Raw genomic sequence first — 19,673 nt, forward strand, 5'->3', positions numbered from 1 at the left:
CGGTGCCGTGCGCGAGTGCGGGTGCGTGGCGGCCGGTCGCGCGGTTCCCCGCGCCCCTTACGGGGCGCCTTCAGCCCAGGTACGCCTCGAAGTCCCAGTAGGGGCGGACCCGTTGGCGGGCCGAGAGGGTGTGGGGGTGCTGGGCGCCCAGGGTGCGGGTGAGGGACAGCAGGGCGTCCTCCTCCAGCTTGCCCGCCTCCTCCGGCTCGTGCGCCACCCGCAGATCCGCGGCGAGCGCCACCTGGCAGGACAGGGTGAGCGGATGATCGTGCCCCAGCGTGTGCCGGGCCCGGCGCAGCGTGTCCCGGCTCAGCTCCACCGCATCGTCGATACGGCCGTTGAAGTTGCGCGCGCCGGCCGCGTTGAGGGCGCAGCCCAGGACCCAGGGATGGTCGGGGCCGATCGTCGCGGTGAGCCCGGCCAGCGCGGCCTCGAACATCGACAGCGCGTCGGCCCGCTCGCCCGAGGCCTGCATCACCAGGCCGGTGTTGGAGAGCATGCCGGTGGCCACGGGGTGCGCGGGGCCGAGCAGCGACCGGTAGCCCGTCTCCGCCTCGTCGATGAGGGCGCGGGCCTGGCTGAGGTCTCCGTGTTCGCGCAGGAAGTTGCCGTAGTTGGTGAGGAACGCCAGGGTGCGGTAGTGCTCGCGGCCGTGCTGCTGGATCAGCTGGTCCAGCAGGCTGGCCATGGCCGGTCCGACGTCCGGGGCGTGCCCGCCCTCGCGGCGCCGGCACATGGCCAGCTGGGAGCGGGCTTCCAGGGTCTGCGGGTGCTGCGGGCCGAGCACCTGCACATGGAGCCGTACGACGGGTTCCTGCCGGGCGAGCGCCTCCCGGTAGCGGCCGAGCAGCCGCAGGCTGTGGGTGACCGCGTTGCCGGAGTGGAGGGTGTTGATGTGCCGCGCGCGCAGCACGCTCTCGCCGCGGGTCAGGGTCTCCAGGTCGAGGTCCAGCGCCTCGGCGTACCGGCCCAGCATGCGCAGGGTGACGCCGAGGTTGTGCCGGGCGACCAGGGTGGGCGGCTCGTCCGGGCCGAGGAGCCGCTCGTTGCCTTCGAGCACCTCGCTCTGGAGGTCGTACGCCTCCTGGTAGCGGCCCAGGGAGCGCAGGCCGGAGGCGATGGCGCTCTTGCTGACCAGTTCGCCGATCTCGTTGCGCCGGGGTGCCTCCCGGAGCTGCTTCAGCACGCCCCGGTGCAGTTCGTACAGCTCGCGGAACCGGCCGCTGTTGCGCAGCATGTTGCCCTCCTGGGTGGCCAGGTCGAGCATCGGCTGGTCGATCGGTGCCATGAACCGGGACCACTGCTCGCGCACCTGCTGCGCCAGTTCCAGGCCGCCGCTGTACTCGCCGCTGCGGGTGCAGTACCGCAGACAGTTCAGCACCAGCTCCTGCACGCGCGGCTGGCGGCTCTCCAGGGCGCCGGAGGGCTGGAGATGGGGCAGCAGTTCGGCGTAGCGCGGCCAGTTGCGGCTGTCGGCGGGGTTGCCCGGATCGGCCTCGGCGAGCAGGGTGCGCACCGCCCGCCGGTGCAGCTCGCTGGTGGTGTCGCCGGTCAGCTTGGAGACGATGTCGTGGACCAGCCGGTGCATGTGGACCGACTCCTGGTGCGGGCCCGCCTCCGCGGCGAGCGGCCCGCGGGTCTCCCGGGTGAGCACGGAGTAGTTCACCAGCGTGTCCAGGGCCCGGGTCCAGGCCGGCAGGTCGGTGGTCATCCAGCGCAGTTCCTCGGGCAGCTCGGTCCGCGGGTAGGCGCGGATGAGGCCGAGCGGGATGCGGCCGGGGGCGAAGGAGGTGCACAGGCCGAGCACGTCGATGGCCTGCGGCTGGGAGCGGCGCAGCCGGTTGAGCAGTATGGCCCAGGAGGTGAGGGAGGACTGCGGGAAGCCCTCCCCGGTGACGGGCTCGTCGACGGTGGACAGCCGCCGCTCGCGGACCATCCGCAGGTACTCGCCGACCTCCATGCCGGACTCGCCGAGCCAGGACGCGGCCTGCACCAGCGGCAGCGGCACGTCACCGAACTCGGCGGCCACCTCGTCGGCCTCACGGGCGCCGATGTGCGGGGCGCGGCGCATCAGGTAGGCGGTGGACTCGGGGCGCAGGAACGCGGGGATCTCCAGCACGTCGGTGTGCTCGCTCCAGCCCCGGTTCCGGGAGGTGATCAGCACATGCCCGGTGCCCTGCGGGAGCAGCGCCGTCACGCCCTCGATGTCGTCCCAGCCGTCGAAGACCAGCAGCCAGTTCGCGTACGGCTCGCCGCGGCGCAGGGCGTTGCGGACCGCGCGGATGCGTTCGCCGGGCTCGCTGCCGATGCGCAGGCCGAGTTCGACGGCGAGTTCGCCGAGGCGGTCGCGCTGGATGGTGCGGTCGTCGCTGTTGACCCACCACACCAGGTCGTAGTCGGTGCTGAAGCGGTGCGCGTACTCGGCGGCCAGCTGGGTCTTGCCGATGCCGGACATGCCGACGAGCGTGCAGGCGGCGGCCCCGCGCTCGGCGTCGGCGAGCCGCTGGTGGAGTTCGCCCAGCAGGTCGTCGCGGCCGGTGAAGCGCGGGTTGCGGCGTGGCACCTCGCCCCAGATCTCGCAGCGCTCGTCCGGGTAGCGGATCCGGCCCGGCAGCGTGCGGGGGCGGGCGAGCGGCTCCAGGCCGAGCCGGCGCAGCAGGCGCTCCTCGGCGGCCTCCTCGCTCAGCGCCCACAGGCTGGCCGGCTCCAGCACGGCGGTGGCGGGCAGCAGCGGCCGGTTGGTGAGGTTGACCGCGGCGAACCGGTCGGCGTGCGCGGCGACGAAGCCGCGCAGCGCGTCGTTCCACTCGCCCGGCGGGCGCGGGCCCAGCTCGAAGAACCAGTCGTTGAGGACCAGCAGGACCTTTCCGCTGGCCAGCAGCAGGTCGCCGAGCGAGTCCTCCAGCGCCACCTCGCGCGGCGGGTCCCAGCGCTGGAGTGTGGCCCGGTGTCCGTGCCGCTCCAGGCACTGGGCGATCCACGCCGCCCACGAGCGGTAGTACCCCGGGAAGACCACGAGCGCATGCTCGGGTACCACCGCGCCGTTCGCGCCCGGCCGCCGCTGTTCCGCCATCGCCGCTCCCTGCTTCCACCGCGACTGCCGGTCACATGGGCAGCCGTACGCATAACGTAACGCAAGTGTCCCTCTACGGAGCGTCAGCCCGGCGAGTGGGCGCTCCCCGCGAGGTACGCGTGGTGGCTGCCCATGTGCCGGACGAACTCCCTTCCGTGCGGGGTCAGTTCATCGGAATCGGCCAGCACGGACAAGGCCTCGGCGACCTGCTCCCGGCACGTCTCGAACCGCTCGGCGGCGCGCCGCCGCCACGCCCAGGCGGGTCCGGTGCGGGCCCTCCACCACAGGTCCAGCAGTGCCAGGTGCGCGTACGCGCCCTGGAGGACGCCCGGGACCGGGCGTGGATCCCGCCGCCAGCCCACCTGGTGCAGGCTGCCGCCGGGCCGCCACAGCGGGACCAGCTCGTCCAGCACGGCCAGCTTGGTGTGGTGCGTCTCGTGCACCAGCAGCTCGACCAGTTCCCGCCGGTCGGCCGGCAGCTGGGCCAGGACGGCGCCGGGCGCGGTCCGCACGGTGGCGCTCAGCGGCGGTCCGGCGACCGCCGGCGGCGCGAGCGGGACGACGGCACGGACGAGCGCGGTGGTCTCGGCGGCCCGGGCGGGGTGGGTGGCGGTGAGCAGGGCGTGCGCGTCCCGCCAGCGGGCGGCCCACGCGGCGTGGTCGGAGTAGGGGCGCTCGGCCGCGGGCAGCGCCGCCGGCCCGATGCCGCCCGCGGGCACCCGGTGGGGGTCCACGTCGTCCAGGACGGCGCTGCCGCCGGGCAGGGTGTGCAGCGCCGACCAGGCGAGGGCGCCGTCGGCGGTCCAGCGGGTGCCGGGGCCGGCCGGGGCGGCACCGGGCAGCAGCAGGGTCTGGCCCGCGCTGTCGGTGATCCGTACGGCTCCGGCCCGGCCGCTCAACCGGGCCCGGCCGCGGGCGCAGCGCAGCAGTCCGATGCCGGGCAGCGGCAGGGTGCCGGCCGGCAGCACCCGGCTGGTGGTGAACCGGCAGCCGGCGCGCAGGGCGGCGGCGACGGCGACCGCGCCGAGACCGGCGAGGCGCTCCTGGAAGGCCGGGCCGTCGGGCTCGGCGAGCACGGCGGCCAGCCAGGCGCCGGTCGTCGGGTAGTCCAGTACGGCGCGTACGGCGGTGGCGTCGGTCCCCTCGGCCCGCTCCAGCAGCGCCCAGTCGTCCTCGAAGCGCCGCCGTACCGCCGCGGGCAGGGTGCCGCGCACCTCGTCGAACCGGACCAGGAGGGACTTCAGCAGCAGCATCCGCCGGGCGTGCAGGGCGGCCCGCAGGACCGAGGTGGCCGTGGGCAGCGGCCGGGTCCGGGCCAGGGCCGCGAGAACATCACCCGGAACCGGACCGGAAGCCGAGCCGGCCACCCGTACGTCACCCGGAACCGGACCGGACGCCGAGCCGACCACCCGTACGTCTCCGTCGGCGCCGACACCTCCGACGGCGCCCGTGTCTCCGCCGGCGTCCGCGTCTGCCGGCCGCAGGTCTCGCACGGGCCCGGCGGCGTCCGCGCTTCCCGGTCGCAGGTCTCGCACGGGCCCGGCGGCGTCCGCGTCTCCCGGTCGTATGTCTCCCACCGGTCCGACGGGTCCCGGGGTCATGCCACGGTGTCCTCGCCGCGTAAGGGTTGCCGCGCGGAACCGGCCGAAAACGCATGCCCGGGCCGGCCCGGCATGATCCTGTCGTCGCCGCCCGTGGTGTACCAGACCCGGCGCAGCCCCTCCGGATCGGCGAGCACCCCGGCGACCGCCGCGAGCACCGCCGGATCGTCCATGGCACGCAGTGTCCGCAGGTCGACGTCGGTGAGGCCGGGTGGGAACACGACCCGTCCGGCGTCCTCGCCGAGGCCGGTCCCCCGTGTCATTGGCTCCCCCACCCTCGGCTCCTCCCTGCCCCACGCCCGCCCCGCGCAGCCGCAGTGGCTGCCCACTTCTTCCCGACAGGCCGGAAGCAGAAACCCCGGACGGCTCAACTCCGGTCACGTTCGCTCGCGTCGGCCCAGTCCTGGGACCACGGCCACCACGGTGGGGCCGTTTCCCGCCACGCCTGCTCCGGCAGCGACCGGGCGTCCCCGGGCGGCGGTTCCCGTTCCGCCCGCCGGCTCAGCTCCACATCGGCCCAGTCGACCTCGCGCAGCGCCCCGACGAGCCGCTGCCACTGCTCCCGGGCCGCCCGGAACGCGCCGCCGGCCGCACCGGGCCGCCCCATCAGCGCCAGTACCGCCCCGCAGCCGTGCCGGGCACGGGCGGCCGTCACCGAACCGGGGTCGCCGCCGTGGGCCGCCGCCGCCTCCCGCTCGGCGTTCTCGTACGCCTGGAGCGCCTCCATCAGCACGGGGGCGCCCGCGTGGTACCAGCCCTCCAGCCGCACCCGGCCCAGTTGCAGCCACACCTCGGCGCGGACGGCCGCGTCGGTCGCCGCGCGCACCGCCTGGCCGAGCAGATGCCGGCTCTCGAACAGGTCGGGCAGGAAACCGAGATGCCGGAAGCGCTGGGCGAGCGCGCTGCCGACCAGGCCCTGGAGCCGGCCGCGGTGCGCGGACCGGGCGGGCAGCGCCTTCAGCGCCTCGCGCAGCACGTACTCGGCGCGGTCCACCACACCGGCGCCGTCGCCCGCGGAGGCTCGTCTGAGCAGTGACTCGCCCCAGGCGGTGAGGAGCTGGACGCGCAGGGGGCCGGAGGCGGGGGCGAGCAGCGCGGCCCGTTCGTAGGCGGTGTCGGCCTCGTCGGTCTCCCCGGCGGCGTCGTGGAACGCGGCCAGCGCGGCCAGGGACGGCAGCAACAGGGCCGGGTCGTCCCCGGCGGCGTCCAGGGCCTCGTGCAGCGCCTGCCGGGTCTCGGCGTCCTCGGCCCCCGCCCCGCGCAGTGCCCGTGCGAGATCGAGCAGCGCGGGCCCGCGCACGGTGTCGGAGGCCCGTTCCCGCGCCAGCAGGGCGGAGCCCTCCCGCAGTTCGGGTACGGCGGCGCCGGGGTGCCGCAGATCGAGCAGCAGCCGGCCGCGCAGCAGGAGCCGGGCCCGATGGGCGGCCACGTCCCAGGGCACGCTGCCCGCTGCGGCGGCTTCCGGCCCGGAGACGCCCTCGGCACTCGTGGCGGGCGCGGGTACGCCGTCCAGGCAGGGCATGCCGTCCGGTCCCGTGGCGGACGCGGGCGTGGCCTCGGGCGGCGGCCCGTCCACCGGTGCGGCGGCGGTCCGCTCGCCGGATCCGGCACCGGCCGGCCCGTCCGCGCGCTCCCCCGGCCGCCGTACCGTCCCGTCGCCGTCCGAAGGCCGCCGCACCGTCCCGTCCCCGTCCGATGGCCGCCGCACCGTCCCGTCCCCGTCCGACGCCCGCCGTACCGTCCCGTCGCCGTCCGGTGCCCCGGGGGCCTCGTCTCGCGGCGCCGCGTCGCCCCTGGGGGCGGGCTGCCAGGCGCGGGCTTCGGCGGCGATGCGCGGCCAGGGCGGTGTGCCGGAGTCCAGGGGACGGAGCGCTTCCGTCAGATGGCTCGTCTCCGCCGTCAGCTGCCACAGCTCCCGCCGGCAGGACGCCAGTTCCAGCGCGGCTTCGGCCCGCCGGCGGCTGTCGGCGGGGGCCGTCGCGTAGGCGGCGGCGAGTTCGGCCGCGGCCTCCCGCAGCAGCGCGGCACGCCGTCCCTCCGCCCGCGCGCCCGCCGTACCGGCCTCCGCGCGCAGCACCCGGCCCAGGACCAGCCGGGCGCGGGCCGCGGAGCCGCCGTCGGCGTCGGGGTCCGGGACCGTCGTGGCGACCCGGGCCTCTTCCCGGGCCCGGCGGAGCATCTCCGGGTCGGCCAGTTGCCGCCACCGGTCGAGCAGCCGCTCGGCCTCGGAAAGCGGGTCGGGCGTGACCAGGTCCGGCAGATAGAACCGCAGCACGCGCGCGGGGATGCGGGCGAACAGCTCGGCCTCCACGCCGCCGTGCCGCGCCCCGCCGTCCTCGCCGAGCTGCCCGGCGCCGGCCGCCGGGCCGTGGTCGGCGAGCCGGGCCGCGGCCAGGGCGGCGAAGTTGCGGGTGCCCTTGCCGAAGTGCCGTTCCACATAGGCGGAGCAGTGCTTGAGGACGAGCCCGGCGGTGTCCTGGTCGAGGGAGGACAGCAGCAGGTCCTGCATCCGGGGGGAGTAGGTGAAGCACGGCTGGTCCTCGGTGCCGGGCAGCTGCCGCAGCAGTCCGCCGAGCAGCACCTCGGCCAGTTCCATGGGCCCGGTGTCGGGCAGCATGGCCCGCTGGACCAGTTGCATCACGGGCAGGGTGAGGGGCGCGGCGGCGAGGTAGACCGCCAGCCGGAGGGCGCCGGGCGAGGCGCCGGCACGGAAGGCGCGCAGCACGTCGTCGTCGCTGCGCGGCGGCGGCGCGTCGGCCGGGTCCGCCGGTGCGGTCGCGGGGTGGGCGAGGCCGGCCCAGGCGTGCTCGCGGGTGGGGCCGGTGCCGGCGAGCAGCCGGGCGAAGGTCTCGAACGCCTCCGGGGTGGGCTGGAGCACGGGCACGGGCCGGGCGCCGGGCGGTGGCTCCTCCCACGGCTCGTCCTCGGGCAGGAATTCGAGGCGGCCGCCGGTCTCGCCGGTGCGGACGAGCAGCCCGGGTTCGGCGGGCAGCGCGGTACGGCCCCACAGCCGGGGCGGCAGCGGCTGGACGACGGCCAGCGGCGCGGTGCGCGGCCAGCCGTGCAGCAGGCGCTGGGCGGTGCCGTTCTGCCACAGGGGGCCGACGCAGTCGCTGATGACGAAGGTGAGCCGGCGCCCGCTGGGGTCGTGCAGCTCGTCGGCGGGGCGCAGCCGGGTGCGCCGGCCGGGACCGGCGGTCGTACCGACGAGCGGGGTGCCGGCGTCGTCGGCGTACAGGTGGTGGACGCGGACGGAGGCGAAGGCGCCGGACTGCTGGCAGGCCTGGCGCAGTTCCTCGACCATCTGGCCCCAGACGGCCATGGCGGGGCCGGTGTCCATGAGCAGCTGCACGTCGCAGCGCCGGCGGCGGCCGGGCCGGGTGACGGGGAGCAGGATGCCGCTGGCGGCGGCCTGTTCGGCGGTGGCCGCCTCGTCGATCCGCTCGTCCTGGCCGTGTACGGAGGCCGTGCGGTAGCGGCCGAGGGCGCGCAGTGCCTTCTGCAGGCCGAGCAGTCCGGGCAGGGCGCCGGCGGCGGGGGCGCGGACCGGGAAGGCCGCGGGGGGGCCGTCGGTGTGGCCGTGCGCGGTGCGGCTCGGGATGTGCAGCGGGACGGCGGGGGCGAGTGCGTCCCGTGGGGGCGCGGTCGGGGTGCCCGGGCCGGGCGCCGTGGCGGCGTCGGGCGACGCGGCTTGCGGGTCCGGGCCGGGCGGGCGGTCCGGACCGGCTCCGGGCGCGCCGGTGCCGCTGGGGGACGTGTCGTCCCCGGGCGCCTCGGTGCCGGGCGTGCCGCTGTCCTCTTCGGGCGGGGTCGCGCCCAGCCGTCGGGCGAGCCAGAGCGCGTCCGCCACGTCCTCGGCGGTCGGCTGGAGCCCGCCTTGGCGCAGCTTGCCGATCAGCTCGTCCAGACGCATCCCCGGCATCCGCCTCTCACCTCGTACGGTCGAGCGGTTGCATCAGCATCTCGGCGATCCGCTCCCGGGTGAGGCCCTGCGCGTGCGGATCGTGCTGGGTGAGGTACAGGGCGTTGAGGAGCTGGTCGGCGGCGAGCACCTCGCCGGGTTCGCGCTCCAGGAACCTGCGGATCAGGTCCGCGCCCGCGGCGACGCCTTCCGTGCCGAGGTGCGCCTCGACCATGGCCGTGAGCTGCTCCTCGCCGGGCGGGTCCAGCTCCAGCTGGACGCAGCGGCGCAGCAGCGGGGCGGGGAAGTCCCGTTCGCCGTTGGAGGTCAGCACGATCACCGGGAACGTGGTGCACGCGATGCGCCCGCCGTGCACGGCCACCCGGTCGCCGTCGTGGGTGAGCACCTCGACCACGGGTTCCCGGTCCGCCAGCCGCTCCAGCTCGGGGATCGAGAACTCGCCTTCCTCCAGGGTGTTCAGGAGGTCGTTGGGCAGGTCCAGGTCGCTCTTGTCCAGCTCGTCGATGAGCAGCACGCGTGGCTGCCCGGCGGGCAGCAGCGCGGTGCCGAGCGGCCCGAGCCGGATGTAGGAGCCGATGCCGGACGCCGCGGCACCGCTGTCGTCGCCGCGGGCACGCTCCAGCTGGACGTCCTGGAGCCGGGCTATGGCGTCGTACCGGTACAGGCCGTCCTGGAGGGCGGTGCGGCTGACGATGGGCCAGCGCAGCACCTTGCCCAGGCCGAGTTCGTGGGCGACCGCGTAGGCCAGGGTCGACTTGCCCGTGCCCGGGTTGCCGGTCACCAGCAGGGGGCGGCGCAGATAGAGGGCCGCGTTGACGGCGTCCACCTCGGCCGGGCGGGGCGCGTAGTTCTCCACGAGGCGGCGGCGTACGCCCAGCCGACGGGCGCTGCTGGGGTCGTCGGGGCCGCTCTCCGCGCCGTCCCGGGAGGCGGCGAAGTCGCGCCAGGGCGGCGGCGCCGGCAACCGCCGCATGCCGTCGTGCGGCTGACCCACTCCGCGGTAGATCCGCCAGTCGTTCACCTTGGGCTCCTCCCGGCTCTGGTGATCATTCAGCGGGCCCGGCCGTCCGACGTACGAGGCTACCGCCCGTCGGCCCGGCCCGCCGGGGTTCGCGGCGTCCGGCGTCCCTCTTGTTTTCCGCGAACGCCCGTACGGTTCGCTCAAGTTGACGGAGTGTCCACCGGGAACGGCGGGGTCGCCCGCGGGTCAGCCGCCGGGCGCGGCCAGCGGTGGCGGTCGCATGCTCTCCGTCCCGTACGACGACCGGTCCGGCGGATCGAACAGAACGGCGATCTTCCCGCGCAGGCCGTGCGCCCGGGCGGTGTCCGGATCGGCCAGGCGGATACGCAGGTCGCGGACCGGGCCGTGCAGCCTGTCGGCGGTCCCGGCGAGCCCGAGCAGCGCGGCGGCCTGCCAGTGGAAGGCCCCGCACTCGTCGTGGTCGTGCCGGTCGCGGCGCCACAGCACCACCGAGTGCCCGGACCGCAGCGCGTCCCGCATCGCCGCGTAGCCCTCGCCGCTGCCGACGGGACCGCAGTAGACGGGCACGGCCGCGTCGCTCAGCGCGGACAGGGCGCCGTAGTACGGGTACTTGCCGGCCCGGACCTCCGGGGGGTGCCCTTCGGCGACGGGGCGTCCGTGCAGTGTCTCGTACGTCAGCGGGCCGCGCAGGACGCCCTTCCAGCGCCGGCGCCATTCCGGGGAGGGCGGCAGGCCGTTGCGCCGGGCCTCCCGGATGACGACGGTCCGCCGCAGCCCGAGCGGGAGGGCCCGCTCGTCCACGAAGTCGTCGTCCTCGTCCCCCTCGTCGCCGTCACCGCCGTCGCCGCGCTCGGGCCCGTCCAGCAACTGCCAGTCGTCCACGGGAAGGTCGAAGAGCTTGCGGGGCAGGAAGACCTCGATCGCGGCGAGATGCTCCCCGTGGTCCCCCTGGCTCAGCGCCCGGGCCAACGGCTCCCGCAGCACCCGCGCCAGTTCCTCGGCCCGTGCGCCCCGGTCGTCGCCGTCCACGGGGGTGACGTCCCGCCCGTCGTAGATCAGCTGCACGCTCCAGGGGTGCCGGCCGTAGGTGGCCGGACCGACCCTGACGAGTACGTCGGTCCGGGCGTCGGAGGCGAGGGGCACGGAGGGTACGGAGTGGGCGGAGGGTTCGGGGTGGGCCGAGGGGATGACCGCCGGGGCCGGCTGTGTCGCGGGGCTCCGCTCGGGGGCGGGGGCGACACGGGGGGCGGGCATGAAGGGTTCCGGGGCGATGTCCGGGTCGGTGTCAGGGACGACGCCCGGGGTGGGGGCCGAGCGGGGGCGGACGACGGTGGCCGGGAGGGACGCCGAGCCGGGCTCGGCGGGTAAGGGCGTGCCGGCGGACCCGTTCGGGGACGATGCTTCGAGGCACTCGACCTGCCCCGGAGCCACGACCGCGCCGCTCGGGGACGGTGTTTCCAGGGACTCGGCCGGCCCCGGCACCACGACCGCCCCGTTCGGCGCCGGCGCCCCGGCGGCGAGACCCCCGGACGGATCGCCGGACGGATCGCCGGAGGGACCGCCCGAACGCCCACCGGACGGACCGCCGGAGACATCGCCGAGCGAACCGTCGGACGACGGTCCTCCGGTCGAACCTTCGGACGGTCCTTCGGTCGAACCTCCGGGCAGACCTTCGGCCGCGGGGGCGCCGGTCGGCAGGGGCCGGTCCTCGGTTCCCTCCAGCAGCGCGCGGATGGCCTCGCCCACCGCCCAGTGCCGGTGACCGGCCGCCTGCCCGGCGATCCAGCCGGTGAACTCCCGCAGCCGCTCCACGTCCACCTCCCCGGCACGCTCGCGGCCGGTCTTGCGGGCCACCCGGGCCGCGTACAGCAGAGCGGCGTCCAGGTCGACCAGCGTTCCACCGCCGCCCGGCTCCAGTGTCCGCAGGCCGTACAGCAGACCGGCGCCCTCGCGCCAGGTCCGCACGTTCGGCAGTACCAGGGAGGGCAGGCGTTCGCCGCGCACCTGCTCCTTCACGTCCTCCACGAGGTGGACGACCTCGCCGGCGCAGGCCGGCGGCGGCAGCTGTGCGAGATGGCCGTGCAGACGCGTGCGCAGTTCGGCGGTGATCCCGGAGACGGAGGGCGTGTGAGCGGGCAGGGCGGCCTGGACGGCGGACCAGTCCGGGTACGGCGAGGGGACGTCGAGGAGGCTCGCGTGATGGAGGTCGTGCGCGCGCAGCACCTCGCGGACCACGCGGCCCGCCTCGCGGGAGTCCAGCAGTTCGTACAGCGCGGTGACCGGGACGGCGACGCCCTCCTCGCGCCGGCGCCCCTTGACGACGCCGATGACGGAGCCGTGCCGCAGATCGAGCACCGGCCCGCCGGACAGCCCGCCGATGGGCAGGCTCCCGGCGAGCAGCAGGGCCCGCGCGTCGGATCCGGCGAGTTCCCCGGTGCCGTGCCGGATGCCCAGTTCGCCGGTCTGCACCGACCAGCCGTAGAGCCCGAGCGGGGTGCGCGGGCCCGCTTCCCGGTCGGCGAGCCAGACGCAGCGCACCTTGTCGGCACCGGTCACCCGGACGAGTGCGAGGTCGGGGAACGGCCAGGGGTCGCGCGCCCGTCCCGTACCCTCGGGCCGGGGCGCGACGACGGCGGCGGTCCCGGTGCCGGTGCGCGGTTCCCAGGCGCCGGCGGCGGTGCGCTCCTGCCACGTCACGCTCAGGGTGCTCTCCCCTCGGCACACGGCGGCTCCCCCCTTCCCGACGACGTGGGCGCAGGTCAACAGCCAACCCGGGGCCACGAAGAAGCCCGTCCCCCAGTACGGGTCACGGTCCGTTGCATACCCGTCACCCGGTGCGCCGATGCGCGCGAGCGAGGGGCGCACCATCTCGTCGAAGGCGCTCATGCGGCGCCGGGGGCAGCGGGCCGTGACGGTACGACGCCACCGGCCGGCGCCGCGGGGTTCGCACCGACTGCCGTGGTGGCCGGTTCGGTCCAGGTCAGCGACACGGTGAGGGAGGATGTGCCGCCGCCCTCCGCGATGGCGCTCACGATCTTGCCGGAGTGCGCCGTCAGTTCGATGCCGAAGCTGACGGAGACCTCCACGGGGGCCGGGGTGTCCAGACCGGCGCGCAGGGAGCGCACGACACCACCGACCGTGCCGGCCAGTCCCCCCGCCATGTCGACGACCCGGTCGCCGAATCCGGTGTCCCAGTAGCCGCCCTCGTCCAGCGCTTCCTCGTCGGCCGCGCGGATCCTGGCCCAGACGACGGTCCCGTCGTCCAGGCGTACGCGCTCGACTCCTCCAGCCATGACGCCCCCGTTCGCCGATGGGAGGAGAAGGCTAACTCCCGGGAAGGGAGAGGGGGAGGGAAAAGGAAAAGGGGACGGGGCCGGTGAACGATACGGCCGATCACCGCCCCCGCGTCCGGGGACGTGGCCGCATCCCGCGCCCACCCTGCTCGCAGTCCTCGTCCGTCCTGCCCCCGCCTGCGTCCGTCATGCCCCCCGCCTCCGTCCGCCCTGCCCCCCGCCTCCGTCCGTCCTGCGCGTCCTACTCGTCGTCCTCGTCGTCGAGCCGCGCGAGCCAGGTGGCCAGCCGCTCCACGGGCACCTCGAAGTCCGGGTTCAGGTCCACGAACGTGCGCAACTGCTCGGCAAGCCACTCGAAGGTGACCTCTTCCTCGCCGCGCCGCTTCTCCAACTCCTCGATACCGCGGTCGGTGAAGTACATAGGGGCGTCTCCTGCGTAAGCATCCAGCCTGTCAACAACTCCCACCAGCCTATGCGCCCACCGCCCCGCCACCGCCCCGCTCCGCCCCGCCCCCGCACGGGACGGATTCAGGCCATCGCTCCCGCGCGCACCTCACCGCACGCCCGCGCGCCTCGTCATACGCCATCCCCCACACTCCGTACGCCGGCTCAGCGCCCCCACCAGGCACCCCGCCGCCTTCGACGCCCGGCATCCCGCACCCCGCGCCCGCACCCCGCTCTCCGCGCCCGGCGTCCAGCGCCCGGCGTCCGGGCGAGCGGCCACACGAACGGGTGTCTTGACTTCCCATCGGCGCGATATATCGTGTTTGAGCAGAGGACGCGATATGGCGCGTCGCGACCATGCCCGGCCGAGGAGGCCCCATGTCCGAGTGGTCCGTCACCGAACCCCAGAAGCTGACCTTCGACGCACCCGTACACGACCTCCAGGTCCGCATAGTCAACGGCACGGTGAACGTCGTGGGGACGGACGAGGGTTCCGCCCGTCTGGAGGTCTCGGATCTCCAGGGTCCGCCCCTGGTGGTCACCCGGAGCGGCGGCACGCTCACCGTGGCCTACGAGGACCTGCCCTGGAAGGGCTTCCTCAAATGGCTCGACCAGAAAGGCTGGCGCCGCAGCGCCGTCGTCTCCCTCGCCGTCCCCGCCGACACGCGCGTGGAGGTGGGCGTGGTCGGCGCCGGGGCGGTCGTGTCCGGCATCCGGGGCCCGGCGGTGATCAAAGGGGTGAACGGCGACACCACCCTGGTCGGCGTCTCCGGACCGGTCCGCGCGGACACCGTGTCCGGAAGTCTGGAGGCCCAGGCGGTCACCGGCGACCTGAGGTTCCACTCGGTGTCGGGCGATCTGACCGTGGTCGAGGGCGCCGGCTCCTCCGTGCGCGCCGACACCGTCAGCGGCTCCGTGATCGTCGACCTGGACCCGGACGGTCCCACGGACGTCGGCCTCACCAGCGTCTCCGGCGAGATCGCCATCCGTCTCCCGCACCCGGCGGACGCCGAGGTGGAGGCGAACACCGCGAGCGGCACGATCTCCAACGCCTTCGAAGGGCTGCGGGTGCGCGGCCAGTGGGGCGCGCACAAGGTCACCGGCCGCCTCGGCGCGGGCACGGGCAAGCTGCGCGCCACCACGATCTCCGGCTCGATCGCCCTGCTGCGCCGCCCGCCCCGGGACGAGGAAAGCACCTCCTGGGAGACCGAGCCCCCACACCCCTCCGGCCCCGCAACCGCCCCGACCGACGGCACTCCGACCGACGGCGCTCCGACCGACGGCGCTCCGGCTGCCACCGGCCCAACCGACACCGCTCCGACCGACACCGGGGCCGCACCCCACCCGGCCGATCACACCTCCACCGCCCCGGGGGACAATTCCGTCTCCGGCCAGGACGCCGGCGCCACCGGCGCCCCGGCCGACGGCACGACCGACAAGAAGGTGCTCTGACATGGCCCCCGTCTTCGCCCACGGCCGCCTCCGCCTCTACCTGCTCAAGCTGCTCGACGAGGCCCCGCGTCACGGCTACGAGGTGATCAGGCTCCTGGAGGAACGCTTCCAGGGCCTCTACGCCCCCTCGGCGGGCACGGTCTACCCCCGCCTGGCCAAGCTGGAGGCGGAGGGGCTGGTCCGGCACACCACCGAGGGCGGCCGCAAGGTGTACGCCATCACGGACGCGGGCCGTGCCGAACTGGCCGACCGCAGCGGTGAGCTGGCCGACCTGGAGCTGGAGATCCGCGAGTCGGTCGCGGAACTGGCCGCCGAGATAAAGGCCGACGTGCGCGGGGCGGCCGGCGACCTGCGCCGCGAGATGCGCGCCGCCGCCTCCGAGGCCCGCCGGGGCGCCAAGGCACCCGGAGGTGTCCCCTACGGGGAGTACGGCGAGATGAACGACAAGGAGGCGTGGAAGGCCGCGAAGGAGGAGATGCGCCGGGTCAAGCAGGAGTGGAAGGAGCAGGCGCGGCGCGCGAAGGACGAGAGCCGGCGAGCCCGCGAGGAGGCCCAGCGGGCCCGCCGTCAGGCCCAGGAGGCGCAGGCACGGGCGCGGGCCCAGGCGCAGGAGGAGATGCAGCGCATCGCCCGCCATGTCCAGGACCGGGTCCAGGACCACTTCGCACGCGGTGACTGGCCGACCGGCGTCCGCGAAGGGCTGACCGAACTGGCCAAGGAGTTCGGCGAGTTCGGGAAGGACTTCGGCAAGGAGTTCGGCGGCAGCTGGGGCTTCGGCCGCGCGTCGGGAGGAACCCCCGAGGCGCCTGCCGCAGCGGAGCCGCACTACACCTCCGCGCCGGAGGACTTCCCCGCCGGGTACGAGCCCTCATGGGCCCACGAGGACCCCACCGGCGACGCCGCCGGCGACCCGGCCCGTGCCCTGGACCGTCTCCTGGACCGCTTCCGCGACGACATCCGCGACGCGGCCCGCGACCACGGAGTCACCCCCACCCAGCTCCGCGAGGCCCGCCACCACCTGTCGACGGCAGCGGCCCACATCGCATCCCTGCTCCACACCCCCCACCCCTGACCCCAGCACACCGAGCCCGGCCGCGCTCCAGGGCTCCGGGGCGAAGCCCCGCGGGGGTCACCCCCCAGCCGACCGAGCCGAGTGGACGGCCGGGCAAACCCCCGGGATCCGGGGCGGAGCCCCGCGAGGGTCACCCTCCAGCGGACCGAGCCGGGTGGGTGGGCGGGCAAACCCTCGGGGTCCGGGGCGGAGCCCCGTGAGGGTCACCCTCCAGCGGACCGAGCCGGGTGGGCGGGTGGGCAAACCGTCGGGGTCCGGGGCGGAGCCCCGTGAGGGTCACTCTCCAGCGGACCGAGTCGGGTGGGCGGGTGGGCAAACCCTCGTCACCCCCTCAAACGTCACCCCGTGGTCGGCCAGCACCTCCCCCGCCACCCCCGGCAACACAGTGAGCGCCAGCAACAGATGCTCGTCCCCGACATACCGTTCCCGCCGAGCGAGAGCAACCCGCAGAGCCCGCTCCAACACCCCCTTCGCCTCCCGGCTGAAGCCCGGCCGACGCCTGCCCCACCCCCGGCCGACACCCACCCGGTCCCCCGACATCGCGCCGACCCCGTGGGCCTCCTCCACCCGCGCCACGATCTCCGACACGTCGATCCCCAGCCCCGCCAGCGCATCCGCGTCCGCCCTGGTCAGCCCCGCCCTGCGCCGCGCCTCCAGCACGGCCTGCCGCACCGGCTCCCGCGTCCGAGCAAGCCCCAGAGCGGACAGCGCGAGCGAAGCCCTGCCGTCCTCGCGGTCGAGAAGCGCGAGCAGCAGATGCCCGGCGTCGACGGACCGCGCCCCGCCCTCATCCGCGTACTCGAGCGCCCCCTGGACCACCGCCCGGGCATCCTTCGTCAACCGCTCGAACATCAACGCCTCCCGTACTTCTTGTGCACGGCCTGCCTGCTGACACCCAGCTCCGCGGCGATCTCCTGCCACGACCAGCCCTGATTGCGCGCACTGCGCACCTGTACCGCCTCCAGCTGCTCCAGCAGCCGGCGCAACGCGGCCACGGCCCGCAGTCCGACCCGCGGATCACGGTCGCCGGCACGCTCGGCGAGATCGGTTGCCTCACTCATGCTGTCAATTTAGGTTGACACTCCGATCGATGTCAACCAATGTTGACAAGCGGAGGACGCGAAAGGCGGGCCCGGTACCCCGGACCCGCCTTTCGGCCCCGATCCCCCGCTGAATTCAGGAGTTGGTGAGCACGATCTTCCCGAACTGCTCCCCGGAGGCGAGCCGCTCGAAGCCCTCGCGGGCCCGGTCCAGCGGCAGTTCCTCGTCGATGACGGGCCGTACACCGGTGGCGGCGCAGAAGGCGAGCAGATCCTCCAGCTCGTCCTTGGTGCCCATGGTCGAGCCGACCACCTTCAGTTCGAGGAAGAAGATCCGGGTCAGCTCGGCATGCGAGGGCCGGTCTCCGCTGGTGGCACCGGAGATGACGAGCGTGCCGCCGGGGCGCAGGGACTTCACCGAGTGCGACCAGGTCGCGGCGCCGACGGTCTCGATGACGGCGTCCACCCGCTGCGGCAGCCGCGCCCCGGGCTCCACGGCCTCCACGGCCCCGAGCTCCAGGGCCCGCTTCCGCCTGGCCTCGTCCCGGCTGGTGGCGAAGACACGCAGCCCGGCCGCCTTGCCGAGGACGATCGCGGCCGTGGCGACACCGCCGCCCGCGCCCTGCACGAGGACCGAGTCCCCGGGCCGTACCCCGGCGTTGGTGAACAGCATCCGGTACGCCGTCAGCCAGGCGGTCGGCAGACAGGCGGCCTCGGCGAAGGAGAGCTCCTTCGGCTTGGGCAGGACGTTCCAGGTCGGCACGGCGACCTGCTCGGCGAAGGTGCCGGGATAGCGCTCGGTGAGGATGGAGCGCGGCTCGTCGGGGCCGACGCCGTGGCCGGACTGGCCGATGACGGAGTGCAGGACGACCTCGTTGCCGTCCGCGTCGACGCCGGCGGCGTCGCAGCCGAGGATCATCGGCAGCCGTTCCTCCGGGAGGCCGACGCCCCGCAGGGACCAGAGGTCGTGATGGTTGAGGGAAGCGGCCCGTACCGTGATGGTGCTCCAGCCGGGACGGGCCTCGGGAGCCGGACGCTCCCCCAACTCGAGGCCGGTGAGCGGCTGGTCGCGGTCGATTCGGGCGGCGTAGACAGCGAACATGCTGCCGACGATAGGTGCGCGGTGCAGCCGGCGGAACCACAGCGCCCTGTGACACATGCCCTCTTGCGTGACAGCACTCCGGCGGAGCAGCCCGCCGGCAGCACTCCCCCACGGCACCTCGTCATCACCCGGCCGGGCCGCCCAGGGCAGAGAAATGGCCCCGTCCGGGCGGACGGGGCCATTCAGGGCGATGTCAGTGACGAGCGACGCCCTCGGCCCGCGCGGCCGCGGCCACCGCCGCCGTCACCGCGGGGGCGACCCGCTCGTCGAACGGCGACGGAATGACGTAGTCGGCGGCGAGGTCGTCCCCGACCACGGCGGCCAGCGCCTCCGCGGCGGCGATCTTCATGCCCTCGGTGATCCGTGTGGCCCGCACCTGCAGCGCCCCCGCGAAGATCCCGGGGAAGGCCAGCACGTTGTTGATCTGGTTCGGGAAGTCCGACCGCCCGGTGGCGACGACCGCCGCGTACTTGTGCGCGACGTCCGGGTGCACCTCCGGGTTCGGGTTGGCCATCGCGAACACGAAGGCGCCCTCGGCCATGGAGGCCACGGCCTCCTCCGGGACCGTGCCGCCGGAGACGCCGATGAAGACGTCCGCGCCCGCGAGGGCGTCCTCCAGCGAGCCGGTGAGGCCGGCCTTGTTCGTGAATCCGGCCAGCTCGCGCTTGACCTCGGTGAGGTCCTGCCGGTCCGCCGACACGACGCCCTTGCGGTCCGCCACGGCCACGTCCCCGATGCCGGCTTCGATCAGCATCTTGGCGATGGCGACACCGGCCGCGCCGGCGCCCGAGATGACGGCCCGCAGCTGCCCGATCTCGCGCCTGCTCAGACGGGCCGCGTTGCGCAGCGCCGCGAGCGTCACGACGGCCGTGCCGTGCTGGTCGTCGTGGAAGACCGGGATGTCCAGGCGCTCCTGGAGCCGGCGCTCGATCTCGAAGCACCGAGGCGCCGAGATGTCCTCCAGGTTCACTCCGCCGAACGAGGGAGCGAGCCGGACGACGGTCTCGACGATGTCGTCCACGTCGGTGCAGTCGAGCGCGATCGGCACCGCGTCGACGCCACCGAACTGCTTGAACAGGATCGCCTTGCCCTCCATCACGGGGAGGGAGGCCTGGGGACCGATGTCCCCGAGTCCGAGCACGGCCGTACCGTCGGTCACGACGGCGACCACGTTGGACTTCCACGTGTAGTCGTTGACCAGCTCCGGCTGTTCCGCGATCGCGGTGCACACGCGCGCGACGCCGGGCGTGTACGCGAGGGAAAGGTCGTCCTTGTCACGGACCGGCACGGTGGCCTGCACGGCCATCTTGCCGCCACGGTGCAGCGCGAACACCGGATCGAAGGAATCGAGGGGCTCGGCCCCGCCGTCCTGGTCCGTTGTGCCGTCGCTGCGAGGATTGACGATCTCCGCTGCCACTTTGTCTTACCCCTTAGCTATGCATGGTTTGAGGGTCGACCACTCCTGGTGAGGGGTGGGCGGGCACCACGTACAGCTCGATTGCGGATACGTACGAGCTGTACGCGACGGGCGCGCCGCACACGCGCCCTGAGCCCCGGATGAGGGGTGTAAAGAACCTTCTTACCGGACGGACGGTGCCCGCGACGAGTCCATTAGGTGCAAGGTCACATCGGGGAACCGGCGGACGACGCGGACGTGACGCGCGGCCGACGAGGCCGGATTGGCGCGAAAAC

General features: G+C 74.7%; 14 protein-coding genes. 2 read left to right on the forward strand and 12 right to left on the reverse strand.

Annotated features, from left to right (window positions below):
- Positions 1 to 70 precede the first annotated feature (70 nt).
- The 8 genes from fxsT to ACZ7KF_RS30040 all read right to left on the reverse strand — a co-directional run bounded on the left by fxsT (position 71) and on the right by ACZ7KF_RS30040 (position 13,292).
- Positions 71 to 3,073 (reverse strand): FxSxx-COOH system tetratricopeptide repeat protein, encoded by a 3,003-nt coding sequence (fxsT, locus tag ACZ7KF_RS30005; protein WP_471081725.1) that lies wholly within the window; start codon positions 3,071 to 3,073, stop codon positions 71 to 73.
- 83 nt (positions 3,074 to 3,156) lie between these two features.
- A complete protein-coding gene (locus tag ACZ7KF_RS30010; RefSeq protein WP_471081728.1) occupies positions 3,157 to 4,566 on the reverse strand; it encodes an aKG-HExxH-type peptide beta-hydroxylase in 1,410 nt (469 codons plus the stop codon).
- Positions 4,567 to 4,670: 104 nt separating this feature from the next.
- Complete coding sequence (locus ACZ7KF_RS30015; RefSeq protein WP_471081731.1) at positions 4,671 to 4,937, reverse strand: hypothetical protein; 267 nt, start codon at positions 4,935 to 4,937, stop codon at positions 4,671 to 4,673.
- Between the two features lie 104 nt (positions 4,938 to 5,041).
- Positions 5,042 to 8,596 carry an SAV_2336 N-terminal domain-related protein gene (locus tag ACZ7KF_RS30020; protein WP_471081734.1) on the reverse strand — a complete coding sequence of 1,185 codons (3,555 nt, stop codon included), beginning with the start codon at positions 8,594 to 8,596 and terminating at the stop codon, positions 5,042 to 5,044.
- A 7-nt stretch (positions 8,597 to 8,603) separates the two neighbouring features.
- Positions 8,604 to 9,617: an AAA family ATPase gene (locus ACZ7KF_RS30025; RefSeq protein WP_471081737.1), complete on the reverse strand. Its 1,014-nt coding sequence runs from the start codon at positions 9,615 to 9,617 to the stop codon at positions 8,604 to 8,606.
- Positions 9,618 to 9,803: 186 nt separating this feature from the next.
- On the reverse strand, positions 9,804 to 12,464 hold the full coding sequence (locus ACZ7KF_RS30030; protein ID WP_471081740.1) for a VMAP-C domain-containing protein: 2,661 nt from the start codon (positions 12,462 to 12,464) through the stop codon (positions 9,804 to 9,806).
- The gene (locus ACZ7KF_RS30035; protein ID WP_471081743.1) at positions 12,461 to 12,871 is read right to left on the reverse strand and encodes a CU044_2847 family protein; all 411 of its coding nucleotides are present in this window, start codon (positions 12,869 to 12,871) and stop codon (positions 12,461 to 12,463) included. The genes ACZ7KF_RS30030 and ACZ7KF_RS30035 overlap by 4 nt, the downstream gene beginning before the upstream one ends.
- A 241-nt stretch (positions 12,872 to 13,112) precedes the next feature.
- Positions 13,113 to 13,292, reverse strand: a complete 180-nt coding sequence (locus ACZ7KF_RS30040) for a DUF6104 family protein (RefSeq protein ID WP_003992906.1) — start codon at positions 13,290 to 13,292, stop codon at positions 13,113 to 13,115.
- Between the two features lie 401 nt (positions 13,293 to 13,693).
- Here ACZ7KF_RS30040 and ACZ7KF_RS30045 point away from each other — a divergent pair, with 401 nt between their 5' ends.
- Entirely contained in the window at positions 13,694 to 14,767 is a 1,074-nt protein-coding gene (locus tag ACZ7KF_RS30045) for a DUF4097 family beta strand repeat-containing protein (protein WP_471081746.1), read from the forward strand.
- A gap of 1 nt (position 14,768) precedes the next feature.
- Entirely contained in the window at positions 14,769 to 15,839 is a 1,071-nt protein-coding gene (locus ACZ7KF_RS30050) for a PadR family transcriptional regulator (RefSeq protein WP_471081749.1), read from the forward strand.
- Between the two features lie 276 nt (positions 15,840 to 16,115).
- On the opposite strand, the gene ACZ7KF_RS30055 is transcribed toward ACZ7KF_RS30050, so the two are convergent.
- The 4 genes from ACZ7KF_RS30055 to ACZ7KF_RS30070 all read right to left on the reverse strand — a co-directional run bounded on the left by ACZ7KF_RS30055 (position 16,116) and on the right by ACZ7KF_RS30070 (position 19,398).
- A complete protein-coding gene (locus ACZ7KF_RS30055) occupies positions 16,116 to 16,691 on the reverse strand; it encodes a Clp protease N-terminal domain-containing protein (RefSeq protein WP_471081751.1) in 576 nt (191 codons plus the stop codon).
- Positions 16,691 to 16,900, reverse strand: a complete 210-nt coding sequence (locus tag ACZ7KF_RS30060) for a helix-turn-helix domain-containing protein (protein ID WP_030339104.1) — start codon at positions 16,898 to 16,900, stop codon at positions 16,691 to 16,693. The genes ACZ7KF_RS30055 and ACZ7KF_RS30060 overlap by 1 nt, the downstream gene beginning before the upstream one ends.
- A gap of 115 nt (positions 16,901 to 17,015) precedes the next feature.
- Positions 17,016 to 17,981 carry a zinc-binding dehydrogenase gene (locus ACZ7KF_RS30065; RefSeq protein ID WP_471081755.1) on the reverse strand — a complete coding sequence of 322 codons (966 nt, stop codon included), beginning with the start codon at positions 17,979 to 17,981 and terminating at the stop codon, positions 17,016 to 17,018.
- Positions 17,982 to 18,174: 193 nt separating this feature from the next.
- Entirely contained in the window at positions 18,175 to 19,398 is a 1,224-nt protein-coding gene (locus tag ACZ7KF_RS30070) for an NAD(P)-dependent malic enzyme (RefSeq protein ID WP_471081758.1), read from the reverse strand.
- Positions 19,399 to 19,673 lie beyond the last annotated feature (275 nt).

It is taken from the genome of Streptomyces sp. NPDC038200 (assembly GCF_055600785.1).